General features: G+C 60.4%; 11 protein-coding genes. 8 read left to right on the top strand and 3 right to left on the bottom strand.

The annotated features are described in order from the left end of the window. Window positions 1–2: 2 nt before the first annotated feature. From QYQ93_RS05920 to QYQ93_RS05910, 3 genes are all read right to left on the bottom strand, one after another. Window positions 3–3,731 carry an autotransporter domain-containing protein gene (locus tag QYQ93_RS05920; RefSeq protein ID WP_338476518.1) on the bottom strand — a complete coding sequence of 1,243 codons (3,729 nt, stop codon included), beginning with the start codon at window positions 3,729–3,731 and terminating at the stop codon, window positions 3–5. A gap of 300 nt (window positions 3,732–4,031) precedes the next feature. Beyond that, on the bottom strand, window positions 4,032–5,426 hold the full coding sequence (locus QYQ93_RS05915; RefSeq protein ID WP_032877681.1) for a PhoH family protein: 1,395 nt from the start codon (window positions 5,424–5,426) through the stop codon (window positions 4,032–4,034). Window positions 5,427–5,766: 340 nt separating this feature from the next. Further along, window positions 5,767–6,891, bottom strand: a complete 1,125-nt coding sequence (locus QYQ93_RS05910; protein ID WP_338476517.1) for a polysaccharide deacetylase family protein — start codon at window positions 6,889–6,891, stop codon at window positions 5,767–5,769. Window positions 6,892–7,011: 120 nt separating this feature from the next. Here QYQ93_RS05910 and yaaA point away from each other — a divergent pair, with 120 nt between their 5' ends. From yaaA to QYQ93_RS05870, 8 genes are all read left to right on the top strand, one after another. Beyond that, window positions 7,012–7,791, top strand: coding sequence for a peroxide stress protein YaaA (yaaA, locus tag QYQ93_RS05905; protein ID WP_338476516.1), 780 nt, complete (start codon window positions 7,012–7,014; stop codon window positions 7,789–7,791). A gap of 903 nt (window positions 7,792–8,694) precedes the next feature. Next, a complete protein-coding gene (locus QYQ93_RS05900) occupies window positions 8,695–10,011 on the top strand; it encodes a nucleotide sugar dehydrogenase (RefSeq protein ID WP_043049799.1) in 1,317 nt (438 codons plus the stop codon). Between the two features lie 83 nt (window positions 10,012–10,094). Beyond that, a complete protein-coding gene (gene alg8, locus QYQ93_RS05895) occupies window positions 10,095–11,576 on the top strand; it encodes a mannuronan synthase (RefSeq protein WP_161796517.1) in 1,482 nt (493 codons plus the stop codon). A 37-nt stretch (window positions 11,577–11,613) separates the two neighbouring features. Beyond that, window positions 11,614–12,780, top strand: a complete 1,167-nt coding sequence (locus tag QYQ93_RS05890) for an alginate biosynthesis protein Alg44 (RefSeq protein WP_338476515.1) — start codon at window positions 11,614–11,616, stop codon at window positions 12,778–12,780. A gap of 188 nt (window positions 12,781–12,968) precedes the next feature. Continuing rightward, window positions 12,969–14,348 carry an alginate biosynthesis TPR repeat lipoprotein AlgK gene (algK, locus tag QYQ93_RS05885; RefSeq protein ID WP_043049788.1) on the top strand — a complete coding sequence of 460 codons (1,380 nt, stop codon included), beginning with the start codon at window positions 12,969–12,971 and terminating at the stop codon, window positions 14,346–14,348. Beyond that, complete coding sequence (locus tag QYQ93_RS05880; RefSeq protein ID WP_043049787.1) at window positions 14,345–15,832, top strand: alginate export family protein; 1,488 nt, start codon at window positions 14,345–14,347, stop codon at window positions 15,830–15,832. The genes algK and QYQ93_RS05880 overlap by 4 nt, the downstream gene beginning before the upstream one ends. Next, on the top strand, window positions 15,832–17,400 hold the full coding sequence (gene algG / locus QYQ93_RS05875; protein ID WP_043049786.1) for a mannuronan 5-epimerase AlgG: 1,569 nt from the start codon (window positions 15,832–15,834) through the stop codon (window positions 17,398–17,400). The genes QYQ93_RS05880 and algG overlap by 1 nt, the downstream gene beginning before the upstream one ends. An 11-nt stretch (window positions 17,401–17,411) precedes the next feature. Continuing rightward, window positions 17,412–18,860 (top strand): alginate O-acetyltransferase, encoded by a 1,449-nt coding sequence (locus tag QYQ93_RS05870; protein ID WP_043049798.1) that lies wholly within the window; start codon window positions 17,412–17,414, stop codon window positions 18,858–18,860. The last annotated feature ends 2 nt before the right edge of the window (window positions 18,861–18,862 follow it).

Raw genomic sequence — 18,862 nt, 5'->3', positions numbered from 1 at the left:
GGTTAGAAACGAAAGGTAAACCCGGCAGTAATCCCGTTGTTGTTACCACGGTTGGACAACAAGCCGCTGTAGTTCAACGACACCAGGGTGTCTTTGGTCAAGGCCATTTCCGCACTGGCCTTGATCACCGCGCCATCCCGGGCCACGGGCACGCTGTTGACGGCAAAGGCGCTGTCGCTGCCGGCAAACTTCAGCGAGGCTTCGCGTTCGGTGTCACCGAACTGATGCTCCCAACCCAACTCACCGCGCAAGGTCACCGCCGAGGTGGAGCTGATCGGCAACTGCGTATGTGCACGCAGGCCCAGGGTCGACAGCGTCGCGTCCTGGCTTTGCTGACTGGCGTGCAAAGCAGCGGCGCCGCCTTTCTCCTTGAACGAGTCGCTTTGATAGTTCAGGTACGTAAGGTTGGCGAAGGGTTCGAATTGGCTCCATTGGGTGTAGCCGATCTCGGCGAACACTTGGTCGGTGCGTGCGCTGTAGTCGGCCTTGGCATAGTCCGACTGATTGGCATAAGCGACTCGCCGCGAGGTGTCCAGACGGTGCCAGGTGGTGGCGCCACCCAGGCGCAGGGCAATGGCTTCGAAGCGTTTGCCGCCATATACCGACAGGTGATAGTTGTCGCTGTCCGCCGAAGCCGACTGGCCATTGAGGTGGCTCTGGGTATAACCGGTCGCCGCCCCCACCCGCCAGCCATCACTCACCTCGGTGTCCAAACCCAGCAGCACGCCGCTGGTGGACGACGAGTAGCCACTGGCGTTGTTGTCACCGCTGACGTTATTACGCCCGCCCAGCAGTTGCACCCAGCCGCCGTTGTCGCTGGCCTGAATCTGCGCGCTGGAATCCAACGCCTGGGCCTGCTGCAGGCGCCCATTGACCGCTTCGCGCAGGTAGCGGCTGTCGGCCATTTGCGCCGCCGCCACATCCGAGTGCAGTTGCCCCGACAGTTGCTTGAACGCGTCCCGTGCCTGGTCGGCAGAATCCGAAGCCAACAGGCTTTCGTAGACCGGGCTGCCGACACCCAGCGTCTCGGCCGCCGTCGCCACCGCCCGTTCGTTGCGGGTTTGTGCGACGCTGGCGAAGCTGTTCTGATTGCGCGCTATCGCCAGGGTCAGCTGGTTGGGTTGGTAGTTGAGCTGCGTGGCAATGAACAAGTAGTTGGGCGCGAACGCCGCAAACTGGCCATTGATGCCCTGGCTGGCGCTGAGGATGCTGAACTGCTGGCCCAGCAAGCTGCGCGCCTCACTGGCGGACAGCAGGTTGGGGCTGTTCTCCAGGGACACGCTCACCACGCCGCCATTGAGGGTCGCCACACCGCTGCTCTGGATCTGGTCGCTGCGGCCATTGGCACCCACTTCGACGGCATACACCGAGCCCGGATTGAAGGTCACATCGCCGGTGTGCAACGTGCCAATCGAATGCCCCGGCGCCACACGTCCGCCGTTGTTGACGCTCAAAGCCCCTACCGTGCCGTTGCCGGCCAGGGTGCCGCCCATGGTGGTCAGCACGCCGTTATCCGTATTGCGCGTACCCACGGCGCTGCCATCCACCGTCACGGCAGAGGTCAAGGTGCCGTCCACCGACAGTTTGCCACCGCGCAGCCAGGTGCTGCCTGAATAGGTGTTCTGGCCCTCCAGCACCAGTTCACCGTCCCCCGATTTGACCAGGCTGCCAACGTAGGTGGCGCCGGTGAGCAGGTCCTGACCACGGGTGAGCGTCGCCTGCTCGCGGGCATGACCGATCTCGTATTCGAACTGATCATCGGCCGACGCATTGGTGGGCAGGCCATTGAGCCAGCCCTTCTGTTGCTTGGTGGCCGCCCAGGTCGCCTGCTCTGCAGCGTCTTCCACGCGCCGGGCGCGAATGGCTTCATCGGATATTGGGTTGGCCCAGATATCGCGGGTGCCCGTGGGCAAGGCCACCGCCATTGAACCAAGGATCTGCCCCGGCCCTTGCATGGCTTTTTGCAGGTTGGGCAAGCCCCAGCCGCTGACCACTCCCGGCACTTGCGGCGTTCCCGGCGCGGCATCGTGCACCGGCTGCAGGTTGTCGTAGGTGCGGCCACCTGTCAGCGCACCGACAGGCGTGTCCGGACCATCCGGCGCCTGCAGGCTGGAGGTGGTGAGCAATACGTCCCGAGCCTGGCTGGCGGTCATGTAGGGAAAGCGCTGGAGCACCAAGGCCAAGGCGCCGGAAACGCTCGGCGCGGCGGCAGAGGTGCCGTTGGCGTTGGGGATGATTTCACCCTCCGGCCCTGCGGACGGGATGCCCGACACCCCCATCACGCACCACCACTTCGAGGTGCCGCAACGGTTGTAGACTTGGGCGCTGGTCTCGTCATAACCGGTGATCGTGAGGAATTTGCCTTCGATGTCCGGCTTGAAAAACGGCAGGTTGGCGTTGGTATCCGGGTTGGCACCATGGCTGTCGTTGCCCGCCGAGATGATCTGGATGAAGCTGTTTTGCCGTGCGGTGTCGGCCATGGCGTCCATCCAGGTCTTGTGACCGGCGTGGGCCTTGTCCCAGAACGGGCGATAGGCCGCGGTCATGTCGCGCAGGTTTTGCGCGGCGCTGTCGCCGACATTACCGAAGTGGTTCTCCACGTCATCGCGCGAGCTTTGCCCCCAGCTCTGGTTGACGATCGACACGTTCTTCGCTGCCAGGGCGTTGTAGCTGGCCATGAACGCGTTGTAGTCGAGGTCGTTGGAGCCCTGGTACCGATCGTTGTCGCTGCCGCCGGTGTTGGCGACAAAGATATTCGCATCGAAGGCAATGCCGTGCATACCGGTGCCGTTGCGGCTGGCCCCGAGCACACCGGACATTTCCGTACCGTGACCATCGTTGAACGCCGGGTCGTATTCCCCGGGAATACTGAAATGCTCACCCTGCTTGAACTCGCCGCTGGGCACTTCAAGACGGTAGCGCGGATGGGTGGCGTAGTACTCGCCGGTGGAGGTCACCGCCTGCACGCGGTCCTGGCCCTGGGCGTTCTTGCCCTGAAACTCGAAGTGCCTGGTAAGGATGCCCGAGTCGAGCACGCCGACATTCACCCCCTTGCCGGTGATGCCCAGGGCATAGGCGTAGTACGCGTTGGTGCGGTCCAGTCCAGAGTTGACCTGGGCTTCCGGGGTCTTCCAGGTTTGCGCGTTGGCGCTCCAGTCACGGGTTGCGCCAGCCCAGGATTGCCCGGCGTTCAGTTGCCCATTGAGATTGCTGCTCACGCCCGGCTCTACGTAGGTATAGGGCTTGGCGGTCGGCAGGTTGGCGATGATCGCCTTGGAGAGATCGAGAATATTGCTGGTGTAGCGACCATTGTTGCTGAACAGCCGGCTGCGGTAGTAATCCAGGCGCGAGGTGTAGTCCAGCGGTCGCCGGGTATCGCCGAGCATGGCGCCGATGGTGAGGTTTTCAGGTTGCAGTTCGTAGTTCTGCTTGAGGGCCGAGTCGAACTTGCCGGACTGGGCAGCGAAGTCCTTGGCCGCCAGGTCGACGATATCTGCGTAGGCAAACCGCAGGTTCTTGTACACGTCAGTGCCGGGGCCGAAGGAGGCGACAGCTTTGCGAAACGCCGATTCCAGCACCTGGGAGGTGTAGGGATTGTCTTCGGCCCAGGCCATGGAACCCTGGCCCAGCCAGAGGGCCAGGCCGAGCGCAATGGGTGTCAGGGGTATCTGCTTGAAACGAGTGGCGTGCTTGTGTTGCGACACAGTGAAGCCATTACCTGCTACGTCCATTTTCCTTTCCCTTTGGATATGTGCGTCGTCAATGAGCGATGTATCGGGCTTTTGTAATAGGCAGGGTCACGGTGAAAACCCTGGATAGGTCTTCAAAACGTACGTCGAATCAAGGAAGCGGCGTTCCGACGGGGTCGTGGAGTGTTCTTATTGTTTTTACCGCGAGAAAAAATGTAACAAAATAATTACAAAAACCACAAGCACCCAGGGCGCGTTATCGCAGGCAAATGTCGCCCACAACAAAAACCCCGGATTTCGTGAAAAATCCGGGGTGGTTCGTGGCATTTAGCCACTTATTGCTTACAGGTGGGATTCGGCGTATTCGGCCAGGATCGAACGAGGTACCCCTTGCAGCGCGATATGCACGCCGTTGGGGAAGTCTTTGAAGCGTTCCGTCAGGTAGGTCAGCCCGGAGCTGGTCGCGGACAGGTAAGGGGTGTCGATCTGTGCCAGGTTGCCCAGGCACACCACTTTGGAACCGGCGCCGGCACGGGTGATGATGGTTTTCATCTGGTGCGGGGTAAGGTTCTGGCACTCATCGATCAGGATCAGGCTCTGCTGGAAGCTGCGCCCGCGGATGTAGTTGAGGGATTTGAACTGCAACGGCACTTTGCTGAGGATGTAATCGACGCTGCCATGGGTGTTTTCGTCATCCATGTGCAAGGCTTCGAGGTTGTCGGTGATCGCTCCCAGCCACGGCTCCATTTTTTCCGCTTCGGTGCCGGGCAGGAAGCCGATTTCCTGGTCCAGGCCCTGCACGCTGCGGGTGGCGATGATGCGGCGATAGCGCTTGGTCACCATGGTCTGTTCGATGGCGGCCGCCAGGGCCAGGATGGTTTTCCCCGAGCCGGCAGCGCCAGTAAGGTTGACCAGGTGGATGTCCGGGTCGAGCAGCGCATACAGCGCCAGGCTCTGGTAGATATCACGCGGTTTCAGGCCCCAGGCTTCCTGGTGCAACAGGGGTTCCTGATGCAGGTCGAGGATCAGCAGCTTGTCGACCTGGATCTCTTTGATCCAGCCCACGAAGCCCTGTTCGTCGACGATGAATTCATTGATATGCACGGCCGGCAGGTTGTCGATCAGCTGCACCTGGTGCCAGGTGCGGCCGTGGTCCTGGCGGGTCTCGACCTTGCTGACACGGTCCCAGAACGAGCCGGTCATCATGTGATAACCACGGGAGAGCATCGACACGTCGTCGACCAGTTGGTCGGTGCTGTAGTCCTCGGCAGCGATCCCACACGCTCGTGCCTTGAGGCGCATATTGATGTCTTTGGTCACCAGCACCACGCGCAGGTCCTTGTCGCGGGCGTGCAGGTCGATCAATTGGTTGATGATCTTGTTGTCGTTGAGGTTTTCCGGCAGCAGGCTGTTGGGCTCGCTGCGCTTGCTCATCAGGATCGACAGCAAGCCCTTGGGCCCGCTCTTGCCACGCTGGATCGGCACGCCGACCTCAACATCCTCGGGCGAGGCTTCGCCCAACGTCTTGTCGATCAGGCGGATGGCCTGGCGGCATTCGGCGGCAACGCTGTGGTGGCCGCTTTTGAGTTTGTCGAGCTCCTCAAGCACGATCATCGGAATGGCGACGTGGTGTTCTTCGAAGTTAAGCAGTGCGTTTGGATCGTGGATCAATACGTTGGTATCAAGCACATAAAGGATTGGCTGGTCGGAAGAAGGGGTGCGTCCATGATCATCCATACTCGGTCACCTTTGTGGGAGCCAGTCGACGCAATACCTGGGCGGTGCTGCGCCTCGATTCGACCACCGACCACACCTGAGTGACGTCAAGTGCAGTGCCCACATGAGGAGTCTTGGAAGACGCCACCTGTGTTGCAGGGTTCGGCGGTCTGACTTCGTAATACCGCAAAACCCATGACAGGAAAAAGCACTTTGACGCTTTTTTGAAATTTATTTTTCAGGATGACGAATAGCACTAGCCGAGTGCCAGCTGCCCCGTTAAAGTCGGAAGTCCGCCTGCATCGAAATGTCGCAGCAAATTACCCCGAAAATCCCTCATCCCTAACAGGGCCGGGCATTCTCAGCGAAATGCCTCGCGGCACTCCTGCCAACCCAAGCCACTCTGCGCCGTTGCCTGCAACAACATCGGTATTGCCACCCGCGCCTTGTCCTGGGTGTCGTGAAAGGCAATCACACCTTTGCGCCACAGCAGCATCAGCGTCAGCACCCGCTGTGCCGACTCATCGGCCTTGAGCTTGCCCGGCTCGTCTTGGGAATCGATATCCCACAACGCCACCTGCAAACCCTGCTGCTGGAAAAAACCCTGACTATCCGCACGGCGCTGCCCATAGGGTGGGCGGAACAGCGGCAGATAGTTTTCCGGCATCAGGTTCTGCACCAGCGCGGCACTGCGGGTGATGGAGCTTTGCCAGTCGACCCAATGGCTGTGGGAACGGTACTCCCACCCCTGGATACCTACGCACTGCCCCTGGTACAGCGCCTGCACATCGGCGGCAGAACTACGCTCTACCCGGGTTTGCAAGCTGCTGCCAAGGGTGAAGAAGGTGGCGTTCATCTTCTGCTTGCGCAGGTAGTCGGTGAGCCAGTCGGTATTGCCGCCAACCGGTGCCGGGCCGCCATCGAAGGTCAGCAGGAACATGCGGTCATTGAGCTCGTCGCCATTGCGCTCATGGTCGCCAAAGCGCGCCACTTCACTGCTGATCTGCGGAAACAGCGCGGCCTTGCGCAGCAGTTCGTCGAGATAGCGCTCGTGGAAGTGCCGGCTGGGGGCGGCCCAGCCTATATAGAAAGAATTGTCGCTGACCTCGAACTTGCCAGCCTGCTCACGCAGGTCGTCCATGTTGTCCACCAGGAAGCAAAACGAGGCATCTTCTTCGCAGCTCTGCTGGGCGAGACTGTAGTTCTCCAACAGCCGTTGCCACAACTGGCGACGCAGGTCGTCAATAGCCGCCAGGTTGATGATCTTCAAGCCCAGGCGCTGCCTGAGCCCGCTGTCGTCCAGGGCCTCACTGGCCAACAGGCCGTGGGCAAACATCAGGATTTCGGCCCGCGAAGCCACATCGAACAGCGCCGGGCTGCTGAGTTTTTCCGGCCAGGTGCTGCGGTCGAGGCTGGCTACGTCAACCGGCGCGGCCTGGGCGGTGACGCACAGCAAACAAGCCGACAAAAAAAGCGCTAATCGCACACGGGGTCTTCCTTTCCAGAGTTACCGGCCATCATAGCGGATCGCACCTATCACCATCATAGGTGGAGTCAAAACGCCCCACCCCCTAGAATCTCGCCCACGATTAAAGGAGCCAACTTCATGCTGATGGTGATTTCCCCCGCCAAAACCCTCGACTTCGAGTCAAAGCCGGTCACTGCGCGCTTCACCCAGCCGCTATACCTGGACCATTCCCAGGAACTGATCGAACAGCTACGCGAACTGAGCCCGGCACAGATCAGCGAGTTGATGCACGTCTCCGACAAGATCGGTGGCCTCAACGCCGCGCGCTTCGGCAGCTGGACGCCCGCCTTCACCCAGGCCAATGCAAAGCAGGCCCTGTTGGCATTCAAGGGCGATGTCTACACCGGTCTCAATGCCGAGACCTTCAGCGATGCCGATTTCAGCTACGCCCAGGACCATCTGCGCATGCTCTCGGGCCTCTATGGGCTGCTGCGCCCCCTGGACCTGATGATGCCGTATCGCCTGGAGATGGGTACCAAGCTGGCCAATGCCCGTGGCAAAGACCTCTATGCCTTCTGGGGCACGCGCATCAGCGAGTGGTTGAATGAAGCACTGGCCGAGCAAGGCGACGATGTGCTGCTCAACCTGGCGTCCAATGAGTATTTTTCGGCGGTCAAGCGCACGGCCTTGAAGGCGCGGATCATCAACACCGAGTTCAAGGACCTGAAGAACGGCCAGTACAAGATCATCAGCTTCTACGCGAAAAAGGCCCGGGGCATGATGAGCCGCTTTGTGATCGAAGAGCGCATCAACGACCCGGCCCAACTCAAGCAGTTCGATGTACAGGGCTATCGCTTCAATGCGGAGCAGTCCAAGCCGGATAACCTGGTGTTCTTGCGCGATCACGCACCGGAATAAGGCTTTGCCCCCCCTCTTTCAGACAATGAGATCCAAATGTGGGAGGGGGCTTGCCCCCGATTGCGGTATTTCAGTCAACATTTCAGTGACTGACGCACCGCTATCGGGAGCAAGCCCCCTCCCACATTTTGTTTGTATTCCAAATCCAGAATCGTCATTTATTTGGCGCCAGAAAAACATCCAGATACAACCCTAACGATTTCTTCACTCGACACTCGTCGGTTTTTTTCGTAGTGGCACCACTTTTTTTAATCAGTAGTGGCACAAAACTATCCCCGCGCACCAACTCCCCACAACTACTGGCCTAAATAGCAAGTGCTATCACTATAGTACCAGTGCCATCTTTTCTAATATTTCAAGAAATTTCCGGAAACAGGATGAGCGGCCAGGAACTTCATCCTGAAGCGCCGCTCATACCACCGGTAACGAAATTCTCTGTTTACGTAAGAGATGACTTACACAGCGACCAACGGAAGTAGTCAAGTTGTCATAAAACACTTTGACTCTATGGTCATAACATCAACTGTTTGAGTTGAGGGTAGCGATAAGCACTTATTGCCAACCCCTGAAGGCCAAGGCAGCGCTGACCTAAATGAGCCAGTGGTGAAGACCCAAGGCATTGATATCAAAAGGCTTATGGCCTGTATCAAAGCCCTGCGGCACTGGCGCCGGAGCCCTCCGCCAAGGAAGCCCGGCTGCATTTCAGGGCAAGCCCCAATAAAAAGGCCAAGTTGCGCACAACTTGAGTGCAATAGTTAGTCACTCACTATTCAACATGCCTGCACGCGGCAAGTCGGCGTCTATTCGTCTAACTTTCGCGGCATCAGTGACGCTTGCAAACATGAACTCCGGCCATCTATTGGCATGATTAAGAACGTCTTCAGTGACAAAGAGGTAAATGCGATGCGTATCAGCATATTTGGTTTGGGTTACGTTGGTGCAGTCTGTGCCGGTTGCCTGTCTGCCCGTGGCCACGAAGTGGTTGGCGTAGACATCTCCAAGGAAAAGATCGACCTGATCAACGCGGGTAAATCGCCAATCGTTGAACCGGGTCTGGGCGAACTGTTGAGCCAGGGTATCGAGACTGGCCGGCTGCGCGGCACCACCAACTTCGCCGAAGCTATTCGTGACACTGACCTGTCGATGATCTGCGTCGGTACGCCAAGCAAGAAAAACGGCGACCTGGAGCTCAACTACATCGAATCGGTGTGCCGCGAGATCGGTTTTGTGCTGCGTGACAAGACCACCCGCCACACCATCGTGGTGCGCAGCACCGTATTGCCAGGCACCGTGGCCAACGTGGTGATCCCGATTCTCGAAGACTGCTCCGGCAAGAAAGCCGGCGTCGACTTCGGCGTTGCGGTCAACCCGGAATTCCTGCGTGAATCCACCGCTATCGCTGACTACGACCTGCCACCGATGACCGTCATCGGCGAGTTCGACAAAGCCTCCGGAGATGTCCTGCAGTCGCTGTACGAAGAACTCGACGCCCCGATCATCCGCAAGGACATCGCCGTTGCCGAGATGATCAAGTACACCTGCAACGTGTGGCATGCCACCAAGGTCACCTTCGCCAACGAGATCGGCAACATCGCCAAGGCCGTCGGCGTCGATGGTCGCGAAGTGATGGAAGTGGTGTGCCAGGACAAGACCCTCAACCTGTCCCAGTACTACATGCGTCCAGGCTTCGCCTTCGGCGGTTCGTGCCTGCCAAAAGACGTGCGTGCCCTGACCTACCGCGCCGGTTCCCTGGACGTGGAAGCGCCGTTGCTCAACTCGCTGATGCGCAGCAACGAGTCCCAGGTACAGAACGCCTTCGACATCGTTTCCAGCCACGACAAACGCAAAGTCGCGCTGCTGGGCCTGAGCTTCAAGGCCGGTACCGACGACCTGCGTGAAAGCCCACTGGTGGAACTGGCGGAAATGCTGATCGGCAAGGGCTACGACCTGAGCATCTACGACAGTAACGTCGAGTACGCCCGTGTGCACGGTGCGAACAAGGACTACATCGAAGGCAAGATCCCCCACGTGTCGTCCCTGCTCAACTCGAACTTCGACGACGTGATCAACAACTCCGACGTGATCATCCTGGGCAACCGTGATGAGAAGTTCCGTGCCCTGGCGCAGAACGCCCCGCATGGCAAACAAGTGGTCGATCTGGTGGGCTTCATGTCCAAGGCCACCAGCGTGAGCGGCCGTACCGAAGGTATTTGCTGGTAACAGCAACGGCAAGTTTCAGGCTGCAAGTGTCTTTATCCCCAGCGCTTGCAGCCTGAAGCCTCCTCCCCCTGCGGATGACGCTTATGTCCAAGTTAAAACATGTATTTCTGCAAGCGGCCGGCTGGTTGTTCTTCCTCAGCCTGCTGATGGGTCTCGCCCTGCTGTTGCCGGCGAGCACCTTCGACTCGCAATCGAAGAATTTTATTTTCCTGATTGGTGCCGTGGGTATCTGGCGCTACTCCATGGGCGCGACGCATTTCTTTCGCGGCATGCTGTTCCTGTACGTGGTCTACCCGCACCTGCGCCGCAAAGTGCGCAAGCTGGGCAAGGCCGCCGACCCGTCCCATGTGTTCCTGATGGTCACCAGCTTTCGCATCGACGCGCTGACCACCGCCCAGGTCTACAGCTCGGTGATCCGTGAAGCCATCGAATGCGGCTTCCCTACTACCGTGGTCTGCTCGCTGGTGGAAATGTCCGATGAGCTGCTGGTCAAGAGCCTCTGGGAAAAAATGAACCCGCCGGCCCACGTCAAGCTCGACTTCGTGCGCATCGCTGGTACCGGCAAGCGTGACGGCCTGGCCTTCGGCTTCCGCGCCATCTCTCGCCATCTGCCGGATGACCGCGCCGTGGTAGCCGTAATCGATGGCGACACCGTGCTCGCTGAAGGCGTGGTGCGCAAGACCGTGCCTTGGTTCCAGTTGTTCGGCAATGTCGGCGGCCTGACCACCAACGAATTCTGCGAAGTGCGCGGCGGCTACATCATGAGCGAGTGGCACAAGCTGCGCTTCGCCCAGCGCCACATCAACATGTGCTCCATGGCCCTGTCCAAGCGCGTGCTGACCATGACCGGGCGCATGTCGGTATTCCGTGCCAGCGTGGTCACTGACCCGGGCTTTATCGCCGACGTGGAAAGCGACTCGCTGCAACACTGGCGCCTGGGGCGCTTCAAGTTCCTGACCGGTGATGACAAGTCCAGCTGGTTCAGCCTGATGCGCCTGGGCTACGACACCTTCTACGTGCCGGACGCCGCGATCAACACCGTGGAACACCCGCCGGAAAAGAGCTTTATCAAGGCCAGCCGTAAACTGATGTTCCGCTGGTACGGCAACAACCTGCGCCAGAACTCCCGTGCCCTCGGCCTGGGTGTACGTCGCCTCGGCCTGTTCACCAGCGTAGTGCTGTTCGACCAGCGCGTGTCGATGTGGACGTCGCTGCTCGGCCTGACCGTGGCGATGATCGCCACCTTCAAGTACGGCGGCGCGTTCATCCTGGTCTACCTGCTGTGGATCGGCCTTACCCGCCTGATCCTGACCCTGCTGCTGTCGTGCTCGGGCCACAAGATCGGCCCGGCTTACCCGATGATTCTCTATTACAACCAGATCATGGGCGCGTTGGTGAAGATCTACGTGTTCTTCCGCCTTGATCAACAGTCCTGGACCCGCCAGGACACCAAACTGACCCGCGATTTGGCCAGCTTTCAACGTTGGTTCAACACCTGGTCGTCTCGGACCATGACCTTCTCCGCCGGCAGCATCTTCGTTGCCGTGTTGCTGATGATGGTCTGACCCTGCCAAGCCTGAATTAACTAGGAACTAGAACATTATGAACAGCCAAGTAAACGCCAACGTTGTCCACGAATCCGAAGCCCAGCGCCAGCACGCCCGGGTCAAAATCCCGGCCAAGCTGCGCTTCTTCAACAGCGACCGTACGCCGACCGAAGCGCGGGTCATCGACCTGTCCGCCGGCGGCCTGGCCTTTACCGCAACCCAGCCGCTCACCGTCGGCCAGGTGCACAAGGGTCGCCTGCAATTCGTCATCGATAACCTCGGCCTGGCCATGGATGTGGAGCTGCAGATTCGCTCCTACGACCGCCAGACCGGCCGCACCGGCTGCCAGTTCCAGAACCTCGACGCGCAGGATATTTCCACCCTGCGCCACCTGATCACTTCGCACCTGTCCGGCGACATCGTGACCATGGGCGACGTGCTGGCAACCCTGCAACGCGACAACTTCACCAAGGCACGCAAGGTCAAGGACAGCGGCAGCGGCATGACCGCATTCGGTCGCCTGCGCGCCGTGACGTTCAGCCTGGCGATTTTCCTGGTGGGCCTGGCCGCGTTCGGGTTTGTCTTCAAGTCCCTCTACGGCATGTACTTCGTCAGCCACGCCCAGGCGGGCCTGGTCAGCGTACCGGGGATGAACGTAACCATGCCGCGTGACGGCACCGTGCAGAGCCTGCTCAAAGGTGACTCGGTTGCGGCCAAAGGCGCGCCATTGGCGACTTTCAGCACCAGCATGCTCGACGTCCTCAAGGGCCACCTGGACGAAGACCAACTGCAACCAGCCAAGGTCGAAGAGCTGTTCGGCAAGCAAATGACCGGCACCCTGACCTCGCCGTGCGATTGCGTGGTGGCCCAGCAACTGGTCGCCGACGGCCAGTACGCCAGCAAGGGTGATGTGATCTTCCAACTGGTGCCACGCGGCAGCCAGGCCAATGTGGAAGCACGCTTCACTTACCGCCAGTTCGGTGATGTGCGCCCAGGTACGCCGGTGAGCTTCCAGGTGGCCGACGAAGAACAGGTTCGCACCGGCACCATCGTCAGCAGCACCAGCCTGAACAGCGCCGACTTGTCCTCTGACATCCGCGTGCAGATCAAGCCGGATGCACCATTGGACAGCACCTACGCCGGCCGCCCGGTGGAAGTCACCAGCGACCGTGGCCCGTCCCTGAACTGGCTGATCGATAAAGCCATGGCTCACGGTCTGTAAGCGAGGACATGCCTGTGAACCCTATTTCAAGAACAACACAATCCCTGTGGGAGCGAGCTTGCTGTGGCGAGGGAGCTTGCTCCCGCTCGACAGCGCAGCTGGAGCCGGCTTTTTCGGGAGCGCTACGCACTGGAGCGCCAGCCCGGCCCAGCGGGAGCAAGCTCCCTCGCCACAAAAGCCTATCCCACATGACTTCGGTGGCGTTGCTGGCTGTTGCGGTGAGCCTGGCCGGCTGTGCCGGTTTGCCAGATCAGCGTTTAGCCAACGAAGCCTTGAAACGCGGCGATACTGTCACCGCCCAGCAGAATTACCAGCAACTGGCAGACCTGGGCTACAGCGAGGCTCAGGTAGGACTGGCCGATATCCAGGTAGGCACCCGCGATCCGGCGCAGATCAAACAGGCCGAAGCCACTTACCGTGCGGCGGCGGACACTTCGCCTCGCGCCCAGGCACGCCTCGGCCGCCTGCTGGTGGCCAAGCCCGGCGCCACCGAAGCTGAACACCATGAAGCCGAGAGCCTGCTGAAAAAAGCCTTTGCCAATGGCGAAGGCAACACCCTGATCCCGCTGGCGATGCTGTACCTGCAATATCCCCACAGCTTCCCCAACGTGAATGCCCAGCAGCAGATCAGCAAATGGCAAGCGGCCGGTTACCCGGAAGCCGGCCTGGCCCAGGTGCTGCTGTATCGCACCCAGGACACTTACGACCAGCACCTGGATGATGTAGAGCGCATCTGCAAGGCCGCGTTGAATACCACCGATATCTGCTATGTCGAGTTGGCCACGGTCTACCAGAAAAAAGCCCAGCCGGAACAACAGGCCGAACTGCTCAAGCAAATGGAAGCCGGCTACAGCCGAGGCAGCGTCACCGCCCAGCGCGTCGACAGCGTGGCCCGCGTACTCGGCGATGCCAGCCTCGGCACGCCGGACGAAAAAACCGCCCAGGCTTTGCTGGAAAAAATCGCCCCTGCCTACCCGGCCTCCTGGGTCAGCCTGGCGCAACTGCTCTACGACTTCCCCGAAATGGGCGACGTCGACCAGATGATGAAGTACCTCGACAACGGCCGCGCCGCCGATCAGCCACGCGCCGAATTGCTGCTGGGCAAGCTCTACTACGAAGGCAAGTGGGTGCCGGCCGACGCCAAGGCCGCCGAAGCCCACTTCGAAAAAGCCGTGGGCCGTGAAGTGGCCGCCGATTACTACCTCGGCCAGATCTACCGCCGTGGCTACCTGGGCAAGGTCTACCCGCAAAAAGCCCTGGACCACCTGCTGACCGCTGCGCGCAACGGCCAGAACAGCGCCGACTTTGCCATCGCCCAACTGTTTTCCCAAGGCAAGGGCACCAAGCCCGACCCATTGAACGCCTATGTCTTCAGCCAACTGGCCAAGGCCCAGGACACGCCTGAGGCCAATGACCTGGCCACCCAGCTCGAAGCGCCGCTGACGCCTGAGCAACGCGCCGAAGGCCAACGCCTGGTGCAACAGGAACTGGCCGCCCGCGGCACCCTGGCCCAAAGCACGCTGCAACTGCACGCCCTGCAAGAAGAAGACGGCGAGGAATCCCTATGAAGCTCAACCCATTCGTCAAGGCCGGCATCGGCCTGACCTTCGCCCTGCTGTGGTCGTGCCCGACCCTGGCCGCGCTGACCGAAGCCAAGAACTTCGGCCTGGAGGTCAAAGCCACCGCGCAGTCCGAAGATGACCGCGACCTCGGCACCCAGAAAGGCGGCGACGTCAACGGCATCGGCCTCGACCTGCGCCCCTGGATCTACGGCGAAAGCGGCGCGTGGAGTGCCTACGCCATGGGCCAGGCGGTGGTGTCCAGCGACATCATCGAGACCGACACCCTGCAACAGTCGGCCGATGACACCACCGAACAGTCGAGCAACGACGACCGCAAGGCCAAGAAAAACTACCTGGCCCTGCGCGAGTTCTGGGTCGGCTACAGCGGCTTCACGCCCTACCCCGGAGAGATCCTCAAGTTCGGTCGCCAGCGCCTGCGCAATGACGACGGCCAATGGCGCGACACCAACATCGAAGCGCTGAACTGGACCTTCGACACCACCTTGCTCAAGGCTAATGTCGGCGCCGCCGAACGTTTCAGCGAGTACCGCACCGACCTCAAGGAACTGTCGCCAGTCGACAAGGACCGCCAGCACTTCTACGCCGACGCCGCCTACCAGTGGACGCCGGGGCAGTGGATCGGCCTGCGCGGTCACCATACCCATGACGACGGCAAGCTCGACTACGCCGAACCGGGCGTGGCCACAGACCCGTTGGACAAGCGCGAAAACGGCGACCTGACCTGGCTCGGTATCGAAGCCAACAGCGACGCCTACAACTGGCGCAATACCAACACCGTCAACTACTGGGCCAGCATCACCGGCATGCGCGGCGACCGCGACACGGTCAACGCCTTGAACGCTGACGGCACTCGCCCGACCAATGCCAAGCGCAGCGATAACGTGAGCGGCTGGGCCACCGACCTCGGCGTGCGCCTGCGTCTGGACCCGCAATGGCAAGTGGGCGCGGCCTACTCCCGCGCCAGTGCCGAGTACGAGCAGAACGGCCTGCAAAGCAACCGTTCGAACTGGACCGGCACCCAATCCCGCGTACACCGCTTCGGCGAAGCGTATCGCGGCGAGATGAACAACATGCAGTCCATGAGCCTGTTCGGTTCGTGGCAGTTGCGCGAGGACTACGACGCCAGCCTGGTGTACCACAAGTTCTGGCGCGTGGACGGCAACAAGCCGGTGGGCAGCAACGGTATCGATGCAGTGCAGAACAACACCGATGACGTTACCGGCGCGATCCTCTCCAGCACTTCCCTGCCCCTGGAAGACGGTAAGAAAGACCTCGGCCAGGAGATGGACCTGGTGGTCACCAAGTACTTCAAGAAAGGCTTGTTGCCCGCCGCGCTCAGCCAGTCGATCGACGAGCCGTCGGCCCTGGTGCGCTTGCGTGCCGGTGTGTTCAAGCCAGGCGACGCCTATGGCAGCCAGGTCGACTCCTACATGCACCGCGCGTTTGTCGACGTGGTCTGGAAATTCTGATGGGAGCCTGCGCCATGAATGCTCAAAGCCTACTCGTCGCGGCAATGCTGTTGGCCAGCGCCACAGCGTTCGCCGATACGACGGCCAAGGCGCCGATCATCGCCAAGGAACTGCAACAGGCCAAGACCTACACCATTTCCAGCCCGCCCACCGCGCCGCTGGAAATGGCCAAGCCTGCCCTGCCGGACCTGTCGGGCTACACCGCCGCAGCCATGGAAAAGAAGATCGTCAAGACCAAGCCGGGCAAGATCAGCGTGCGCCGCATGATGCAGGAAGACGCGCTCAAGGACTTTATCGGTGGCGATAACAAGATGGCCGAATGGGTAGTGCGCCAGCACGGCATTCCCCAGGCGATCTTTGTCGACGATGGCTACATGAACCTCAAGGACCTGCTGGGCAAGGTGCCCAAGCAGTACTTCAGCGAAACGTCGCCGGGTGTGTTTTTGGCCAAGCTGCCGATCGTGGTCGGGCGCAAGGGCATCCTCGATATCGACAAAAATACCCAGGAATTGCGCCTGTCCCAGCAAGCCGGCGCGTTTTTGATCAACGACGGCCAGCTGTTTGTGCGCGATACCAAGGTCACCGGCTGGGATGAAAAAGCCAACGGCCCGGCGCTGTTCAAGTCGGCCAAGGAATTCCGCCCGTTCCTGCTGGCGTGGGGTGGCACCGAGACCTATATCTCCAAGACCAAGATGGCCAGCTTCGGCTACGCCAACAGTAAGTCCTACGGGGTGAGTATTTCCCAGTACACGCCGAACATGGCCAAGGTGCTCAAGCGTCCTGAGCCGACCGGCTGGATCATCGACTCCGAGTTCTCGGACATGTGGTACGGCTTCTACTGCTACGAGACCACGGGCTTTGTGATCAAGGGCAATACCTACAAAGACAACATCGTCTACGGCATTGACCCCCATGACCGTTCCCACGGCCTGATCATCGCCGACAACACGGTGTACGGCACCAAGAAGAAGCACGGCATCATCATTTCCCGGGAAGTGAACGACAGCTTCATCTTCAACAACCGCAGCTACGACAACAAGCTCTCGGGCCTGGTGATCGACCGTAACAGCGTGAACAACCTGATCGCCGACAACGAGATCTACCGCAACCACACCGACGGCATCACCCTCTATGAGAGTGGCGACAACCTGTTGTGGGGCAACAAGGTCATCGCCAATCGTCGCCACGGCATTCGTGTGCGTAACAGCGTGAACATCAAGCTCTACGAAAACACCTCGATGGCCAACGGCCTGACGGGGCTCTACGGCCACATCAAGGACTTGACCGACACCGACCGCGACATTGCCCTCGACCCATTCGACGCCAAGGTCTCGCTGATCGTGGTTGGCGGTGAACTGGCGGGCAACGGCAGCGGGCCGCTGTCCATCGATTCGCCGTTGAGTGTCGAGCTGTACCGCGTGTCGATGCTGGCGCCGACCAAATCCAGTGGCATCAGCTTCAACGGCATTCTTGGCGAGCGCCAGGAAGAAATTCTCGACTTGCTGGTGCGCCAGCAGAAAGCCGTGCTGATCGACCCCGTCGAACGCCAGACCGAACTGCAGGACTGAGGATGACCCTTATGCACCCACACATGATCAAACTGCTGAGCCTCTCGGGTCTGACCCTCGGCCTGCTTGCGGCCAGCCAGGGCGTGCGCGCCGACGAAGCCAAGGCGCCGACCTTCACCGCCGAGCCATGCTGCAGCCTGTGCCCGGCCGCCCATGACGCCAAGAACTACACGACGCGCTACCAGCAGAACTTCACCACCCTGGTCCAAGCCCAGGGCGACTGGCTGTTCCGTACCCAGGAAGACCTGCGCACCGAATTCGACACCACACCGGCCGGCTACAAACGCATGCAGCAGTTGCACGATGCGTTCAAGGCCAAGGGCGTGGAGCTGGTGGTGGTCTACCAGCCGACCCGTGGCCTGGTGAACCGCAACAAGCTCAACCCTGAAGAAAAAGCCAAATTCGACTTCGACAAGGCCCTGACCAACTACAAGACCATGCTTGGCCGTTTCGCCAAGATGGGCTACGTGGTACCGGACCTGTCGCCGCTGACCAACGAGCAATTGCCGGACGAATTGCCGGCCCACGATTTCTACTTCCGCGGCGACCAGCACTGGACTCCGTACGGCGCCCAGCGCACGGCGAAAATCGTCGCGGCCAAGGTCAAGCAGATGCCTGAATACGCCGAGATTCCCAAGCGCGAATTCGAGACCAAGCGCTCGGGCCGCATGGGCAAGACCGGCACCCTGCACAACATGGCCGGGCAACTGTGCGGCACCAGCTATGCGATCCAGTACATGGACCAGTTCACCACCGAGCCCAAGGGCGAAGCCGGTGACGGCGACCTGTTCAGCGATTCGGGCAACCCGCAGATTACCCTGGTGGGCACCAGCCACAGCGGCAAGAACTATAACTTCGCCGGCTTCCTCCAGGAGGAAATCGGTGCCGACATCCTCAACGTCGCCTTCCCCGGCGGTGGCCTGGAAGGGTCGATGATCCAGTACCTGGGCAGCGACGAATTCCAGAAGACTCCGCCGAAGATCCTGATCTGGGAATTCTCGCCGCTGTACCGCCTCGACCAGGAAACCATCTATCGCCAGATGATGGCGCTGCTGGACAACGGGTGCGAAGGCAAGACTGCGCAGATGTCCGCCAGCACCACCCTCAAGCCCGGCAAGAACGAGCTGATGGTCAACAGTGCCAACAAAGACCTGCGCAACGCCAACCATCAGGTCGATATCCGCTTCGCCGATCCGTCGGTGAAAACCTTGCAAGCCACCCTCTGGTACATGAACGGTCGCCACGAGGACATCAAGATCGAGAAACCCGAGACATCCGATACAGACGGGCGTTTCGCCTTTGAACTGCGCACCGATGAAGACTGGGCCTCGCAGAACTTGCTGGCCGTGGAAGTGCAGGGCCCGGAACAGGGTGCTGCCGCGCAGAAGGTCGAAGCGAAAATTTGCACACGCAACGTATTCCCAAGCGGTGGTCAACAGACCGCTCAGCTCGGGAAGTGAGG

It is taken from the genome of Pseudomonas khavaziana (assembly GCF_036704165.1).
Taxonomy (GTDB): domain Bacteria; phylum Pseudomonadota; class Gammaproteobacteria; order Pseudomonadales; family Pseudomonadaceae; genus Aquipseudomonas; species Aquipseudomonas khavaziana.
Note: the sequence above shows the minus strand (reverse complement) of the source record. Positions and strands in the feature narration are given on the sequence as shown.

Excerpts from the sequence above, each read along its gene's own strand:
- QYQ93_RS05900 (WP_043049799.1), top strand. The coding sequence starts at position 8,695 with ATGCGTATCAGCATATTTGGTTTGGGTTACGTTGGTGCAGTCTGTGCC.
- QYQ93_RS05890 (WP_338476515.1), top strand. The coding sequence starts at position 11,614 with ATGAACAGCCAAGTAAACGCCAACGTTGTCCACGAATCCGAAGCCCAG.
- yaaA (WP_338476516.1), top strand. The coding sequence starts at position 7,012 with ATGCTGATGGTGATTTCCCCCGCCAAAACCCTCGACTTCGAGTCAAAG.
- algK (WP_043049788.1), top strand. The coding sequence starts at position 12,969 with ATGACTTCGGTGGCGTTGCTGGCTGTTGCGGTGAGCCTGGCCGGCTGT.
- QYQ93_RS05880 (WP_043049787.1), top strand. The coding sequence starts at position 14,345 with ATGAAGCTCAACCCATTCGTCAAGGCCGGCATCGGCCTGACCTTCGCC.
- alg8 (WP_161796517.1), top strand. The coding sequence starts at position 10,095 with ATGTCCAAGTTAAAACATGTATTTCTGCAAGCGGCCGGCTGGTTGTTC.
- algG (WP_043049786.1), top strand. The coding sequence starts at position 15,832 with ATGGGAGCCTGCGCCATGAATGCTCAAAGCCTACTCGTCGCGGCAATG.
- QYQ93_RS05915 (WP_032877681.1), bottom strand. The coding sequence starts at position 5,426 with ATGGATGATCATGGACGCACCCCTTCTTCCGACCAGCCAATCCTTTAT.
- QYQ93_RS05870 (WP_043049798.1), top strand. The coding sequence starts at position 17,412 with ATGCACCCACACATGATCAAACTGCTGAGCCTCTCGGGTCTGACCCTC.
- QYQ93_RS05920 (WP_338476518.1), bottom strand. The coding sequence starts at position 3,731 with ATGGACGTAGCAGGTAATGGCTTCACTGTGTCGCAACACAAGCACGCC.